Genomic DNA, 13,914 nt, shown 5'->3' with positions numbered 1-13,914 from the left:
CGGATTTCACGCGCGCCGGAATGTCCCCCTTCCGCTCATGCACCTGCTGGAGGATCGATTCGGTAATGGATCGGCTTGAAGCTCCCGTTGTTGGATTGCAGGGCCGAACACGCCGTCAGGCCGATGACGAGGTCGGTCTGAGCTTCGAAGGTGATGTGATCTCCCGCTCGGCTCAGGGGCGCCTCCACGCGGATGACACCGGTCGTCGCATCGATGGGCACATTCATGAAGCAGTTGAACGCGATGGGGATCTGATCCGGCTCGATGCCGTAGGGGGCGAGCGCCGCTGCCAGATTGCCGAAGCAGCCGCGATGCGGGTCGGTGTCGCCATAGATGATCCGGAAGGTATCCTTCGAGCACGGGGTCAGCAGGAAGTCGTGGCGCCCGACCGTGTCGGCCACGATGGTGAGCATCACGTTGGAGCGGTTGGAATACAGTGGGTCGCCCGTGGTGAGGTAGATCCGGCTCGCGTAGTCGAGGGTGCGCCCGGAAGAAAGGACTTCACCGGTATCGCGCCGGTTGTAGGCCAACAGATCCGCGACCTGCTCGCCCTTCGGGTCGATGACCGTGAGGCGCTGCCCCCTGTCGAGGGTGAAGGCGACGCCTGAGCGCGGCGCGATCTCTTTGAATGCGTGCGCCTCACACATCGTGTGTTCCGCCTGCTCCGGTCCGGCCCTGGAAGGGGCAGCGCCAAGCCTCGGACACCGCCCGCCCACTGTACTGGCGCGCCTCCGACATTTCCCCGTGGCGGGCCAGCATCGGGTTCACGGACCCGGCCAACGCCGCATCGCGTTCGAGGATCGAGGTCCGCAGCTTCTCGTAACGGTTGGCCGCCCGCAGGGCCTCGAACTGGGCGTGAAGATTGAACACGAGCGCCGGAGAGGAGAAGCGCCGGGCGGGTCGGCTCGCGCGTGGATGCAGGCCGACGATGAAGAAGGCCTCGCCGCCGAAACTCAGGGAAAAGTGCGGACTCTCGGGATCGTCGGCTACACGCTGGTCCCATGGCTGGCCAAGCCAGCAATCCTTGTCGGCGAGGGATTGGGCGCGGGCCCAGAGATGGCGCTCGAACTGCTCTTCCCCGAGGTCGCCCGGCCCCTCGAACACCACTGCGAAGCTCTGAAACAGATCTGGTGCCCGCTTGTAGCGCGCCGCGAAGGCCAGGAGGGCGGGATAGATCCGCATGTCGTCCCAGCCGGAGGTGATGTCGCGGGCCACCACGATCTTCATCTGCCCCTTGGACAAGGCCGATTTCGCGCCGACACAGGGGAACGGCGGGTCGCGGATGAAGTCGCGGAACGCGTGGGCCAAAGCGTGATCGCGGTCGTCTCTCGGAAACTGCATACGCACTCGTCACTCAGCCACCCGGTTGCGCAGGAGTGCGGCAGCCGGTGGCGTGGATCTGGGCAACAGGGGGCAGGTGCAGGGTGTTCCGAGGTGGACGAGAAGTCGCGGGACTTGCCAACAGGGGATTCGCTCGTCGGTACGACCCCCGCGTTCAGGCCGTCGGCCCGATCCTCGACGGGCAGCGTATTCGAGGGCTCGGAACGACGGCGGAACGAACCTTCGGCGCTGGGCTTCTCCTACCAGCCTTGGATCTCGAGCCTTAGACGAGGGAGAATATCACCGTGGACGACAATCGGGTCTGGTCTTTCGAGAAGAGTCTCTGGGTCGGCGATGCCGATCATTATCGCGAACTGGTCGACGGCGAATGCCTGATGGTCCTGCCGCACCCACCCTTCGTGATGAGTGGCAATCAGGCGATCGAGGCCGTCGCCAATACGCCGCGCTGGTCGCACATCGACATCTCCAACGGCCAGATCTCCCGTCCGCAGGAAGGCCTCATCGTCATCGCCTACAATGCGAAAGCCTCGCGGGACGATGAGACCTACGAAGCCAATTGCACCTCGACGTATCGACGTCTCTCCCACGAGGAGTGGCGTGTCGTGCAGCACCAGCAGACACCCCCGCTCGCCATTCCGGCGGTCAACGACTGACGGCGCCGGTTCGGCCAGGAAGACGACGGTGTCGGCTCGCCTGAGTCAGCACGTCGCCTTGCTGGCCGCTCGGGCCGCGCCATGTCGGGAACCGCGAGCCCTTTCGCCGTTCTCGAGTCCCGGGGGCGCCCCTCCCGGCAGGATGCATGGCAACCTTCTTCACGGCCGACACCCACTTCGGAGACGCGTCCCTCGTCGAGCGGCGCCGGTCCGCCTTCGGCTCCGTCGAGGGCCATGACGAAGCCCTGATCGACCGCTGGAACGCCGTCGTCGGCCCCCACGACGACGTCTGGCACCTCGGGGACTTCGCCGCAGGGGCCAGTCGCGCGCATTGCGCGTGGGTTTTCGCGCGCCTCAACGGCACCAAACGGCTCATCCGTGGCAATCACGACACCAACCGGGTGCTGGACCTGCCATGGGCGGATCCGCCGGAGGCGAGCGCCCGGATCACCGTGGCGGCATCCGACGGCGCGGCGTGGCGCCTGTTCCTGTCGCACTACCCGCACCGGTCCTGGCCGGGCTTCTGGCGTGGGACGCGGCATCTCTACGGACACACGCATGCGTGCCTGCCCGACACGAGCCGTGCCTGCGATGTCGGCATGGACGCATGGGATTACCGCCCCGTCGATCTCGCGACCGCGCTGGCGCGCCAGGACGCCGCCGAACAGGCGCCGGAGGAAATGGCGCTGCGCGGCCTGCGCTGAGCTCGAACGCGAGGATCTTAGCCCCGAGCGCACGGCTCCGCTGGGAACCGCATGATGCCCCCGCTCAGGCCGGCTGTTCGAACAGGAAGCCGTCGACGGCCGGGATCGAGACGGCGAGCCCGGCGCCGTAGCTCGCCTTGGTGACACGCCAGGGGCGTTCGGGCCGGGCGCGGATCGACTCGGAGGGCCGCAGGCGCCGGAGCGCACCGTCGGTGTCGATCTCTTCGATGGTCAGGAAGCCGTAGACCTGGAGACGGGCAGCGATGAGCTTGGTCTCCCGGTCCCCGGCCGCTACCGCCAGGGTGCCGGTGGCGTAGACCGCATCCATCACCGCGCGCTGGTCGCCGCGCCGGGTCGCGTTGGTGGCCTTGCGCGGAACGCTTCCGGCCGGGGGTGGGGTCGTGGGGGCCGCCCGCCGGAACGGCACGACATTGTCCATCCTTGCCGGAACGTGATCCATCAGCCGATCATCCTCGTCTTACGCAACGCAGGCCGGGAACGCCCGGTCCCCGGCCTGCGCCGACATTTCGACGAGTCGGCTTAACGGGCGCTTAGCCATGCGGGCGCCGTGCCCGGCTTCGGCGTCCCGAAACGAGGCGGCTCAGGCGAGACGCGTCGTGAAGGCCCCTTCGGTCTTCGCCCGGATGTCGTCCTCGGTCACGCCGTCGGCGAGCTCGATCAGGGTCATGCCACCGTTCCCCTTCTTGTCGATGGTGAAGACCCCGAGATCCGTGATCACGAGATCGACCACCTGCGTTCCCGTCAGCGGCAGGTCGCAGGCCGAGAGCAGCTTGGGGGATTCGGAGCCGTCCTTGTTGCGGGCGACATGCTCCATCACCACCACGACGCGCTTGACGCCGGCCACGAGGTCCATGGCGCCGCCCATGCCCTTCACCATCTTGCCGGGGATCATCCAGTTGGCGAGATCGCCGTTCTGAGCGACCTGCATGGCGCCGAGGATCGACAGGTTGATGTGCCCGCCCCGCACCATTCCGAACGAGTCGGAGGACGAGAAGTAGCTCGTGGTCGGCAGCTCGGTGATGGTCTGCTTGCCGGCGTTGATGAGGTCGGGGTCCTCCTCGCCCTCGAACGGGAACGGGCCCATGCCGAGCATGCCGTTCTCCGATTGCAGCTGTACCGACATGCCGTCGGGAATGTAGTTCGACACCAGCGTCGGAATGCCGATGCCGAGGTTCACGTAGAAGCCGTCGCGCAGCTCCTTGGCGGCGCGCTCCGCCATCTGTTCGCGGGTCCAGGCCATGGGGGTGTCTCCTGCGTTCTCGTCAGACGGTGGCGGGGGGGATGGCGGGCTCGCCGCGCTTGCGCGTCGTGCGCTGCTCGATGCGTTTCTCGCGGGTCGCCACGTGGATCATCCGCTTGATGAAGATGCCCGGCGTGTGGACCGCGTCACCGTCGATCTCGCCCGGCTGCACGAGGTGCTCGACTTGGGCGACGGTGACCTTGGCGGCCGTGGCCATCATCGGATTGAAGTTGCGCGCCGTCTTCCGGTAGACGAGGTTGCCCTCCGTATCGCCCTTCCAGGCGTGGACGATGGACAGATCGGCGAACAGACCGCGCTCCATCACGTAGTTCTCACCCTCGAACTCACGCACCTCCTTGCCCTCGGCGATGAGGGTGCCGACGCCCGTCTTGGTGAAGAAGGCCGGAATGCCGGCACCGCCCGCGCGGATGCGCTCGGCGAGGGTCCCCTGCGGATTGAACTCGATGGCGAGTTCGCCGCCGAGATACTGCCGGGCGAATTCCTTGTTCTCGCCGACGTAGGACGAAATCATCTTGGCGACCTGCCGGGTCTCGAGCAGCTTGCCGAGGCCGACGCCGTCGATGCCGGCGTTGTTCGAGATCACGGTGAGGTTCTTGACCCCCGACGCGCGGATCGCGTCGATGAGTTCGTCGGGGATCCCGCACAGGCCGAAGCCCCCGGCCATCACCGTCATCCCGTCGGTCAGGAGACCGGCCAGGGCCTCCGTCGCATCCTTGCGTACCTTCTTCATCAACGCCCTCCCCAAAGGTCTCCGGCAACAGGTTTTCCGCCCGCCGTCAGCATCGCGCCTCGCTGCGGTTACGCCAAGCAATTCGTGATGACCAGCGGGGGTTTACCATGCGCCCCGACAGGTCCCCACGGGTGTCATCCGATTCGGACGTCCCCTCCCGCGCCGGCATTGGCCGGTGCACGGCCCCGGGCCCTGGGAGACAAACCGCTCCGGAGGGCGTAGGGATTTGAATCGCATCAGTGTTCGTCGATGGGTGGGGGCGCCCGTGACGATCATCGGCTGGACGCGCCGGAAGGGTCCGGCTCGCGTTCCTCCGCACGGAGTGCCCTGTCGCTGCGACGTCTCGCTTCCCTCCTCGGCCTGGGTGTCCTGGCCGCCGGCCTCGCGGCGGGCTGTCTCCCGTGGGCGGTACCGACCGAGCGCGCGGTCGCCTTTCTCGGCGGCTCGCTCGCGCGTACCTACGGGATCGTCCTGAGCGCCTCCGGCCCGGCGGAATCGGCTCTCCTTCCCCTGCCCCGCCTCAGCCTCGGTGGCGTGCGCCTCACTTCGATGGGCGGCGAGATCCCCCTTGTCGAAGGCGGAGCCCTCAAGCTCCAGTTCAATCTCTTCGCCCTCCTGACTGGCCGCATCGAGGTCACCACCGCCTCCCTCGATGGCGGGATGGTGAACCTGCCGACCCGCGACGACGATATGCGGTGGGCCGAACCGAGGGCACGGGCCGCGCGTCTGTTGGAGCCGGGCGCGGCCCATCCCCGTCGCCTGACCCTGAGCCGTGTCACCGTGACCGGGCGCGACTTGCGTGACGGACAGACCCAGACCGCGCAGGATGTCGATCTCAACGTCTCCTGGCCGGCCTGGAGCGCGGAGATCGACATCGCGGGCGCGTTCCGCTGGAACGCGGTTCCGGCCCGCTTCACCGTTTCGGGATTACGGGCGGCCGATCTCGCCGCCGGCGCACGCAGCCCGTTCGCGGCGACGGCCGATTGGCCGGCGGGCAGCCTTTCCATCGAGGGAGATGGGTCTTTCACGGCTCAACCGGCGCTCACCGGCAGCGCCAGTCTGCGGACTCGATCCGTGCCCGAGACCCTGGGGTGGATGGGGGGCGATATGGCTCTCTCCCCGGTGATCGAAGCCCTCGCCCTCTCGGGCCGCTTCGAGGTACGCGAGCGGACCCTTCTGTTGCCGAGCGTGCGCCTGAATATCGGCGAGGACCGTTTCGAGGGCGCCGGCTCCGTTTCCCTGGCAGGTGCGCGTCCGTCGATCCAGGCGACCCTGGCGGCCGACACCCTCAACCTCGCGCCCCTCCTCGCCGAAACCCTGCGCCTCTTCGGCCTCGATGCGGACGACCCGCCGGGTCGGACCGGACGCAGTCTCGCCCTGCGGCCCCTCACGGGGGGAGACCTCGATTTGCGGATCTCGGCCGGCCAGGCCCGCATGGGACCGCTCGCGTTCGAGGACGTGGCCGCGAGCGTCCTGGTGCGCCAGGGCGGTATCGAGGCATCCCTGAATCGCGCGACCCTGCAGGGGGGGCTGGTGAAGGGCCGCCTCGGCCTCACGCCCGGGGTGGACGATCCGGACAAGACCGAGGTCAGGCTCCAGGGCGCGTTCGACCGTCTCGACTTCGGCGCCCTCCTGGTCGATCTCGGCCAGGATCGCTGGGTGTTCGGAGGCGCACGCGGTCAGTTCACCTTCGAGGGCGCTGGAACGACGCCGGACGCCCTCGTGCGCCATATCGATGGACGCGCGAGCGTCGCCATCGACGGTGGTGCCCTGGCGGGGATCGATCTCGCCGATGTCGTCCACCGCAACGGTGCCGTCGCGGCCGGCGCGCTGGCTCGCCGCAACGGCCGGACCGCCTTCGAGCATGCCGGCCTGAGCCTGCGGGTCGTCGATGGCATCGGAGAAATCGTCGACGCCACCCTGCGGACATCGGCGCTGACCGGAGCCTTGAGCGGCGCCGTCGTCCTCCCCGAGCGTCGCATCGAGACGCGGGCGCAGATCCTGCCGCGCGCGGCCCCCGATGGAACCACCCGACCGGGGCCGAGCTATGCCATCACCGGCCCGTGGAACGCCGTCGTGGTCCGCAAGGCCGCCCCGGAGGATGGCGACACCGGCTTCACGGCGACCGGTGCCCTGCGCCACCCTGCGGCAGGCGGGAAGCCGGATCTACCGCCGGCCGCCCGTGCCTACGCTCCCTGATCCTGCTCCGTCGCCCCATCGCCCTAGCGTCAGCCGATGGTCGCCCGCATCGCGCGGCGATCAGACGGATTTCACCGAAGATCGTGCGGGACGTGCCGACAGCCATGAGGCGGTGAGGACGATGGTGGTGACGCCACCGACCAGCAGTGTCGAGGCGGCGTTGATTTCCGGGTTCACCCCGAGGCGGACCTGGCTGTAGAGGCGCATCGGCAGAGTGGTGGCGCCCGGTCCGGTGACGAAGCTCGCAATCACGAGATCGTCGAGGGACAGGGTGAAGGCCAGCAGGAAGCCCGCCGCCACTGCCGGAGCGATGAGCGGCAGGGTGACCGTGGCGAACACACGCAGCGGCCCGGCGCCGAGATCTGCGGCCGCTTCCTCCAGGGCGCGGTCGATGCCTTTCAACCGGGCACCGACGATCACCGCGACGAAGCCGAGGCCGAGGGTGGCGTGCGCCACCACGAGGGTGACGAGGCCGCGCTCGAAGCCGGTTCCGACGAACAGCAGCAGCAGGGCCAGCCCGGTGACGACCTCAGGCATGACCATGGGAACGTAGAGAAGGCCGCCGAAGACGGGCCGACCGGGGAAACGTCCGCCGCGATCGAGGGCGAGCGCCGCGAAGGTGCCGAACAGGGTGGCGAGCGCCGCCGCCGCGACGCCGACGTGCAGGGACACGGTTGCGGCGGCGAGCAACGGCCCATCGGCGAACAGCACGCCGTACCAGCGGGTCGAGAATCCACCCCAGACCGTGACCAGCGCCGAGGCGTTGAACGAGTACGCCACGAGAACGAAGATCGGCCCGTACAGGAAGGCGAGGCCGAGGCTTAAGGAAAGGCGGCCGAAGACGCTCACCGCCCCGCCTCCCCTGGACGCGCGCCGGAGTCGCGCAGGAGAACCATGGGGACGACCAGGAGGGCGAGCATGAGGATCGCCACCGCGGACGCCAGCGGCCAGTCGCGATTGGAGAAGAACTCGCTCCACAGAACGCGACCGAGCATCAGGGTGTCGGAGCCGCCGAGCAGATCCGGGATGATGAATTCGCCGACCATCGGCACGAAGCACAGGAGCGCTCCGGCCATGAGGCCCGGCCGCGCCAAGGGCAAGGTCACGCTCCAGAAGACCCGCGCCGGCGAGGCGCCGAGGTCCGCCGCGGCCTCGCGCAGATGCGGGTCGAGGCGCGCCATGACGGCGTAGAGCGGCAGCACCATGAACGGCAGATAGGCGTAGGTCAGCCCGATGAGGATCGCCCCTTGCGTGCCGAGGATCTCCAGGGGGCGGTCGACCAGTCCGAGGCGCAGGAGGGCGCCGCTCAGGAGGCCTTCCGGCTTGAGGATCGCGATCCAGGCGTAGATGCGGATGAGGAAGCTCGTCCAGAACGGCACGATGACGAGGGCGACCAGCAGGGGTTGCGCCCGCTCCGGCGCGCGCGCCATGGCATGGGCGATGGGCGTGCCGATCAGCGCCAGGATCAGTGTCGCGAGCCCTGCCAGCGCCAGGGACGACAGGGCGGCGTCCCGGTAGAGGGTATCGCTCAGGAGGGTTTCGAAATTGGTGAAATCGAGGGCTTCGAGGAAGCTGCTCCACCCCTCCAGGCCCGCACTCCAATCGAGCACGGGCAGGTAGGGCGGCTGGGCCGTGGCCGCGGAGGAGAGGCTGATCTTGAGGATGATCAGGGCCGGCAGGAGCACGAAGGCTCCGAGCCACAGGGCCGGTACCAGGGCCAGGAGGCGGGCGGGTCTGATCATGCCGGCAACCGGATCATGGCGGTAGGATCCGGCAGGCCTCGGGGGCGAGGTCGAGGCGGATCGTGTCGCCTGGGCCATGGAGGTCCCGGGCCTGGAGGCCGAATGCATGGCTCGCCGCCGGCGTACTCACCCGCAGGAGCGTACCGTCGTTCATGCGGACCTGGCTGCGCACGCGCTCGCCGAGGTAGGTCACCTCCGTGATCGTGCCGGCGGGTCCCTCCGAGGCATCCATGCCGATCCGTTCCGGGCGAAGGGCGAGGGTGGCCGCTTCCCCCTCCCCCGGGGCGGATTCGGAGGCACGGGCGCGCAGCGGGCCGAACCCGGTCTCGACCACGATCCACTCGCCGTCGCGCCCGGTGATCCGGCCGGGAATCAGGTTCACGTCGCCGAGCAGGCCGGCGACGAAGCGGGTCGCGGGACGTTCGTACAGGGTGGCGGCGTCGCCCACCTGCACGAGGCGGCCCCGATCCATCACCCCGATGCGGTCGGCCAGCGCCATCGCCTCGCCGGGATCATGCGTGACCATGACGAAGGTGGTGCCGAGCCGGCGCTGAAGGGCGCGCAACTCCCCTTGCGTCTCCTCGCGAAGGCCCCGATCGAGGGCGCCGAGGGGCTCGTCGAGGAGAAGGACGCCCGGCTCGCGGGCCAGAGCGCGGGCCAAGGCCACGCGCTGACGCTGGCCGCCGGACAGGGTCTCGATCCTGCGGTCTTCGAAGTTCTCCAGGCGCACGCGGGCCAGCAGGGTCTTTACCCGGGCGCTCCTGTCCGTCCGGCTCAGACCATCGAGGCCGTAGGCGATGTTGCCCGCGACGGTCTTGTGCGGGAACAGGGCATAGGACTGGAACATCATGTTCACCGGCCGCCGATGCGGCGGCAGGCCTGCCAGATCCAGACCATCGACCCGGATGAGCCCGGTGCTCGGCGTCTCGAAACCCGCGATCAGACGCAGCAACGTGCTCTTGCCGCAGCCCGATGGCCCAAGCAGGCAGAAGAATTCCCCCGCCGCCAGGGCCAGCGACACATCCGCTACGGCGACCCCGTCGCCGAAACGCTTCGTGACTCCCTCCAGACCGAGGCGGGGCACCGAACCGGTATCGCCCAAGGTTCAACTGTCCTCCCGCAGAGCCTCGGCAACGCGGGCCTCCAGCAGGTCCGGCCGGCGGATCACGAGGGCACCGCGGGTGCGGTCGATGAGACCGTCGGCCGCCATGACGGTGAATTCGCGGGTCACCTGCTCGCGCCGGCAGCCGATGCGGGCGGCGAGCACGTGGTGATAGGGCGGTGGGGTCACGACGCGCGCGCCGTCCCCGCCCGTGCGCGGCACCGAGAGGCGGAGCAGTTCGGCGTAGAGGCGATGACGCAGATCGAGGAGCGCGTGCTCCATGATGCGGGTGTTGAGTTCGCGCACGCGTTTGGCGAGGAGGCGGAACAGCCGGTCGGCGATGGCCTCCGAGGCGAAGATCATCTGGCGGAAGATCGGCGCCGGCACCACGCAGACCTCGCCCCGCGTCAGCGCGGTGACGTTGGCCGAACGGCCGATGCCATCGAGTGCTGCGAGTTCGCCGAAGAACGCGCCGCCGCGCATCTCGCCGAGGATCACCTCCTTGCCGGATTGCGACCGGTTGAGGATGCGAACCTCGCCGGAGGCGAGAAAGTACACGTCGGTTGAGACGTCGTCGTAGTCGACCAGGACCTCGTTCTCGTCGAACCGGCGCCAATGACAGCGCGTCTCATAGGACGACAACTCGATTCCCGGTTCCTTGAAGAACGGGATTGTCGCCAGCCGACTCATCGAAAAAACTCCTGGTGGCGCCCTGCGCCCGATCCTGACCTCAAGGGGATCGCCGCCGATCCGGCATTCTAGCCCGGCACCTGACAGGTCCTTACCGCGCCGCGATGGTGACCGCCGGGTCTGGAGCGGTCAAGCCGCCGCCTCCCAGATCGGCGTGGATAGGCCCGCCCCGCGCCGATCCCGCCGCCTCGGAACGCGTCCGATCCGGCGCGCCGGCGGGGAAACCGTCCGGGAGGGTTCGAAACCGCGGTGCGACGCTTGCCACGGCCGGGGCACGGCGCCAGAACGCCGTCCATGCTGCGCGTCAACGACCTTACCTATCGCATCGGCGAGCGCCTGATCCTCGACGGCGCCACCTTCGTCATTCCGGACCGGGCCCGGGTCGGGCTCGTCGGCCGCAACGGGGCCGGCAAGACCACCCTGTTCCGGGCGATCCTCGGTGAGTTGCCGACGGAGGGCGGAACCGTGTCGATGCCCAAGGGCATGCGCATCGGCGCCGTCGCCCAGGAGGCCCCGGCCGGCCCCGAGACCCTGCACGCCGTCGTGCTCGCGGCCGACACCGAGCGCGCGCGCCTGATGGCGGATGCCGAACACGCCGACGGCCTGCGCCGGGCCGAGATCGAGACCCGGCTCGTGGACATCGAAGCGCATTCGGCACCCGCCCGCGCGGCGGCGATCCTGCACGGCCTTGGGTTCGATGCCGAGGCGCAGGGCCGCCCGTGCTCCGACTTCTCGGGTGGCTGGCGCATGCGCGTGGCCCTCGCCGCGGTGCTGTTCTCCGAGCCCGACCTGCTTCTGCTCGACGAGCCGACCAACTACCTCGACATCGAAGGCACCATCTGGCTGTACGACTACCTCGAACGCTATCCGCGCACGGCGGTGATCATCTCCCACGACCGGGACCTGCTGGACGAGTGCGTCGACCACATCCTGCACCTCGACCGGGGCAAGCTCGCGATCTACCGGGGCGGCTACACCTCGTTCGCCCGCCAGGTCGCCGAGAAGCGCACGCTCCAGGCCAAGGCGAAGGTGAAGCAGGACGCCGAGCGGGCGCATCTCCAGAGCTTCGTCGATCGGTTCAAGGCCAAGGCGACGAAGGCGCGGCAGGCGCAGTCCCGCGTCAAGCGGCTGGCCAAGATGGAAATCATCGCATCGGTGATCGAGGACGACGTGCCGGCCTTCCGCCTGCCGAGTCCGGAGCGGCCGCTCTCGCCGCCCATCGTCGCCATGGAGCGGGTCCAGGCCGGCTACCCCGACCGCATCGTGCTGTCGGGGCTCAACCTGTCCCTCGCCCCCGACGACCGCGTGGCCCTGCTCGGGGCGAACGGCAACGGCAAGTCGACCTTCTGCAAGCTCATCGGCGGACGCCTGCCGCCGTTGAGCGGGGAGATGCGCCGCTCGGGCAAGATGGAGGTCGCCTACTTCGCCCAGCACCAACTCGACGAGTTGCGCCCCGCCGAGAGCGCCTACGCCCATGTCCGAGACCTGATGCCGGACGTGCTGGAATCCAAGGCCCGCGCCGCCGCTGCGCGGCTCGGCTTCTCGGGCACGAAATCCGAAACGCCCGTCTCCCAGCTCTCGGGTGGCGAGAAGGCACGTCTCCTCATGGGCCTCGCGGCCTTCAAGGGGCCGCACCTGCTCATCCTCGACGAGCCGACGAACCACCTCGATATCGAGAGTCGGCAGGCCCTGGTCGAGGCGATCAACGATTACGAAGGGGCCGTGATCCTCGTGTCCCACGACCGCTTCCTGGTCGAGGCCTGTGCCGATCGGCTCTGGCTCGTCGCCAATGGCAGCGTGAAGGCCTTCGACGGCGACATGGACGATTATCGCCGCTTCGTCCTCGCCGGTCCCGAGCGGCCGGCGGAGAAGGAGGCGTCCGAGGCGGCCGGCGGGGTCAAGGCGGTGGAGCGGCGCTCCAATGCCGAACGCCGGGTGGCCCTCGCTCCCTTGCGCAAGAAGATCGAGGCGGTTGAGGCGCGCATGAAGAAGCTCGCCGAGGCCATGGCCAAGATCGACGCGGCGCTCGCCGATGGTACCGCGTTCCAGGCCAACGCCGCCAAGGCGGGCGAACTCGCGAAGATGCGCTCCGACGCCGCCAGCGCCCTCGAATCGGCCGAGGAGGAGTGGCTCGAGCTCAGCGGCGCCATCGAGGCCGCGGAAGCCTGACGGAGGCCTTGACCTGCGGCTCCGGCACCACACGGCCGAAGCGTTTGACCGGCGCCGGGGCTCCCCGGAGCCCATCGGTGTCACGAGCCATACGTTCGCCACATCGCCGGGCTTGAGGGTCGGGAACGGCGCTTTCTTAAGTGTGCGTTCACCGCGATGCGCGACCGTTCCGGCGCGGGCTCGCGGATCGGGGCGGCCTCAGGTTCGGGCACAAGTTGGTTGGGCGGTACCGTGCAGGGCACGGACGCCCGGGGGGAGCGGGTTCATGACGGTTCTGACGCTGCGGGCATCGAAGGCGGGGCTGATCGGGGCCGCCCTCGTGGCGGTCGCGCTCGGTGGGTGCGAGACCTATGGCAATGCCGGTGCGCCGAAGCAGTTCGCCGTCCTCGAGACCGACACCACGGGCGCCACCAACGTGAACATCGCCTCGCTCAGCGAAGTGATCCAGCGCAACCCGAACGATGCCGCCGCCTATGTCACGCGCGGCGCGGCCTATGCGCGCTCGGGCCAGTTCAACGACGCCATCGGCGATTTCACCAAGGCGGTGCAGATCGATCCGAACTCGGCCTCGGCCTACAACAACCGCGCGCTCGCCAACCGCCAGATCGGCCGCAACGACGCTGCGCTCGGAGATTTCTCCAAGGCCATCGCGGCGGACCCGAACTACGGCCCGGCCTATATCGGCCGCGCCAACGTGCTGCGCGCCCAGGGCGACCTCGAAGGCGCCGGCAACGACCTCAACCAGGCGATCCGCCTGACGCCGGAATCCGCCGAGGCCTATCACGCGCGTGGGCTCGTGCGGCAGAAGCAGAACCAGAACACCCAGGCCATCGGTGACTTCGACGCCGCCATCGACCGCAACCCGTTCGTCGCCGCTCCCTACGCCGCCCGCGGCCAGAGCCTGATTGCCACCAACCAGTTCGACAAGGCCATCGAGGACTACAACGCGGCGCTCAACGTCAACAACAAGGACGCGACGTCCTGGGCCTATCGCGGCGTCGCCTACGAGAAGTCCAACCGCCGCAAGGAGGCGATGGAGAGCTACCAGCGCGCCGCGCAGCTCGACCCCGGCAATCCCATCGCCAAGCAGGGCCTCGGGCGCGTCCAGGGCGGTGTGGGTTCGCTCTTCAACTGACGGCAGCCTCCGCTCGATAGCGGGCTCGGCCTGGTCCGGAGCAATCGAGCGGAGTTCTTGGGCCTCGGAGAGCCCCCGCCTGGGAAAGCTTGCCTGCCTCCGGGCAATCTCGGCTCGGAATTTACGGCTGAGGACATGTGCGGCATCGTGAAAACGCGGCAGGATCG

The 13,914-nt window shown here is 68.8% G+C and carries 14 protein-coding genes; 5 read left to right on the top strand and 9 right to left on the bottom strand.

Annotated features, from left to right (window positions below):
- Positions 1–35: 35 nt before the first annotated feature.
- Entirely contained in the window at positions 36–647 is a 612-nt protein-coding gene (locus tag ASG60_RS13115) for an urea carboxylase-associated family protein (RefSeq protein WP_056362117.1), read from the bottom strand.
- Positions 640–1,341, bottom strand: a complete 702-nt coding sequence (gntA, locus tag ASG60_RS13110) for a guanitoxin biosynthesis heme-dependent pre-guanitoxin N-hydroxylase GntA (RefSeq protein ID WP_056174018.1) — start codon at positions 1,339–1,341, stop codon at positions 640–642. The genes ASG60_RS13115 and gntA overlap by 8 nt, the downstream gene beginning before the upstream one ends.
- A gap of 284 nt (positions 1,342–1,625) precedes the next feature.
- On the opposite strand from gntA, the gene ASG60_RS13105 reads away from it, so the two are divergent.
- Together ASG60_RS13105 and ASG60_RS13100 are read left to right on the top strand one after the other, a co-directional pair.
- Positions 1,626–1,994: a hypothetical protein gene (locus ASG60_RS13105; protein ID WP_056174180.1), complete on the top strand. Its 369-nt coding sequence runs from the start codon at positions 1,626–1,628 to the stop codon at positions 1,992–1,994.
- A 146-nt stretch (positions 1,995–2,140) separates the two neighbouring features.
- A complete protein-coding gene (locus ASG60_RS13100; protein WP_056385914.1) occupies positions 2,141–2,698 on the top strand; it encodes a metallophosphoesterase in 558 nt (185 codons plus the stop codon).
- A gap of 64 nt (positions 2,699–2,762) precedes the next feature.
- Here ASG60_RS13100 and ASG60_RS13095 read toward each other — a convergent pair whose 3' ends face one another.
- The 3 genes from ASG60_RS13095 to ASG60_RS13085 all read right to left on the bottom strand — a co-directional run bounded on the left by ASG60_RS13095 (position 2,763) and on the right by ASG60_RS13085 (position 4,710).
- Positions 2,763–3,158 carry a hypothetical protein gene (locus ASG60_RS13095; protein WP_056174012.1) on the bottom strand — a complete coding sequence of 132 codons (396 nt, stop codon included), beginning with the start codon at positions 3,156–3,158 and terminating at the stop codon, positions 2,763–2,765.
- A gap of 141 nt (positions 3,159–3,299) precedes the next feature.
- Positions 3,300–3,959 (bottom strand): 3-oxoacid CoA-transferase subunit B, encoded by a 660-nt coding sequence (locus ASG60_RS13090; RefSeq protein WP_056174007.1) that lies wholly within the window; start codon positions 3,957–3,959, stop codon positions 3,300–3,302.
- A 22-nt stretch (positions 3,960–3,981) separates the two neighbouring features.
- Positions 3,982–4,710 (bottom strand): CoA transferase subunit A, encoded by a 729-nt coding sequence (locus tag ASG60_RS13085; RefSeq protein WP_056385912.1) that lies wholly within the window; start codon positions 4,708–4,710, stop codon positions 3,982–3,984.
- 249 nt (positions 4,711–4,959) lie between these two features.
- Here ASG60_RS13085 and ASG60_RS13080 point away from each other — a divergent pair, with 249 nt between their 5' ends.
- Positions 4,960–6,909, top strand: coding sequence for an AsmA family protein (locus ASG60_RS13080; RefSeq protein WP_244476654.1), 1,950 nt, complete (start codon positions 4,960–4,962; stop codon positions 6,907–6,909).
- Between the two features lie 60 nt (positions 6,910–6,969).
- On the opposite strand, the gene ASG60_RS13075 is transcribed toward ASG60_RS13080, so the two are convergent.
- The 4 genes from ASG60_RS13075 to ASG60_RS13060 are packed head-to-tail and all read right to left on the bottom strand — an operon-like array spanning position 6,970 to position 10,443.
- Complete coding sequence (locus ASG60_RS13075; protein WP_056174000.1) at positions 6,970–7,758, bottom strand: ABC transporter permease subunit; 789 nt, start codon at positions 7,756–7,758, stop codon at positions 6,970–6,972.
- Positions 7,755–8,651 carry an ABC transporter permease subunit gene (locus tag ASG60_RS13070; RefSeq protein ID WP_056385910.1) on the bottom strand — a complete coding sequence of 299 codons (897 nt, stop codon included), beginning with the start codon at positions 8,649–8,651 and terminating at the stop codon, positions 7,755–7,757. Before ASG60_RS13070 ends, ASG60_RS13075 begins: the two co-directional genes overlap by 4 nt.
- 13 nt (positions 8,652–8,664) lie before the next feature.
- On the bottom strand, positions 8,665–9,753 hold the full coding sequence (locus ASG60_RS13065) for an ABC transporter ATP-binding protein (protein WP_056385908.1): 1,089 nt from the start codon (positions 9,751–9,753) through the stop codon (positions 8,665–8,667).
- Between the two features lie 3 nt (positions 9,754–9,756).
- Complete coding sequence (locus tag ASG60_RS13060) at positions 9,757–10,443, bottom strand: Crp/Fnr family transcriptional regulator (protein WP_056092281.1); 687 nt, start codon at positions 10,441–10,443, stop codon at positions 9,757–9,759.
- A 294-nt stretch (positions 10,444–10,737) separates the two neighbouring features.
- Between ASG60_RS13060 and ASG60_RS13055 the strand changes: the two genes are divergently transcribed.
- Together ASG60_RS13055 and ASG60_RS13050 are read left to right on the top strand one after the other, a co-directional pair.
- On the top strand, positions 10,738–12,612 hold the full coding sequence (locus ASG60_RS13055; protein WP_056385906.1) for an ABC-F family ATP-binding cassette domain-containing protein: 1,875 nt from the start codon (positions 10,738–10,740) through the stop codon (positions 12,610–12,612).
- Positions 12,613–12,877: 265 nt separating this feature from the next.
- Positions 12,878–13,747, top strand: coding sequence for a tetratricopeptide repeat protein (locus ASG60_RS13050; RefSeq protein WP_056173988.1), 870 nt, complete (start codon positions 12,878–12,880; stop codon positions 13,745–13,747).
- The last annotated feature ends 167 nt before the right edge of the window (positions 13,748–13,914 follow it).

The organism is Methylobacterium sp. Leaf469 (genome assembly GCF_001424745.1).
Lineage (GTDB): Bacteria > Pseudomonadota > Alphaproteobacteria > Rhizobiales > Beijerinckiaceae > Methylobacterium.
This window is presented reverse-complemented; position numbering and strand designations above follow the sequence as displayed.

Bases quoted from the DNA above. Each gene is read 5' to 3' on its own strand.
- ASG60_RS13080 (WP_244476654.1), top strand. From the start codon at position 4,960: ATGGGTGGGGGCGCCCGTGACGATCATCGGCTGGACGCGCCGGAAGGG.
- ASG60_RS13115 (WP_056362117.1), bottom strand. From the start codon at position 647: ATGTGTGAGGCGCACGCATTCAAAGAGATCGCGCCGCGCTCAGGCGTC.
- ASG60_RS13060 (WP_056092281.1), bottom strand. From the start codon at position 10,443: ATGAGTCGGCTGGCGACAATCCCGTTCTTCAAGGAACCGGGAATCGAG.
- ASG60_RS13095 (WP_056174012.1), bottom strand. From the start codon at position 3,158: ATGGATCACGTTCCGGCAAGGATGGACAATGTCGTGCCGTTCCGGCGG.
- ASG60_RS13055 (WP_056385906.1), top strand. From the start codon at position 10,738: ATGCTGCGCGTCAACGACCTTACCTATCGCATCGGCGAGCGCCTGATC.
- gntA (WP_056174018.1), bottom strand. From the start codon at position 1,341: ATGCAGTTTCCGAGAGACGACCGCGATCACGCTTTGGCCCACGCGTTC.
- ASG60_RS13070 (WP_056385910.1), bottom strand. From the start codon at position 8,651: ATGATCAGACCCGCCCGCCTCCTGGCCCTGGTACCGGCCCTGTGGCTC.
- ASG60_RS13050 (WP_056173988.1), top strand. From the start codon at position 12,878: ATGACGGTTCTGACGCTGCGGGCATCGAAGGCGGGGCTGATCGGGGCC.
- ASG60_RS13090 (WP_056174007.1), bottom strand. From the start codon at position 3,959: ATGGCCTGGACCCGCGAACAGATGGCGGAGCGCGCCGCCAAGGAGCTG.
- ASG60_RS13100 (WP_056385914.1), top strand. From the start codon at position 2,141: ATGGCAACCTTCTTCACGGCCGACACCCACTTCGGAGACGCGTCCCTC.
- ASG60_RS13085 (WP_056385912.1), bottom strand. From the start codon at position 4,710: ATGAAGAAGGTACGCAAGGATGCGACGGAGGCCCTGGCCGGTCTCCTG.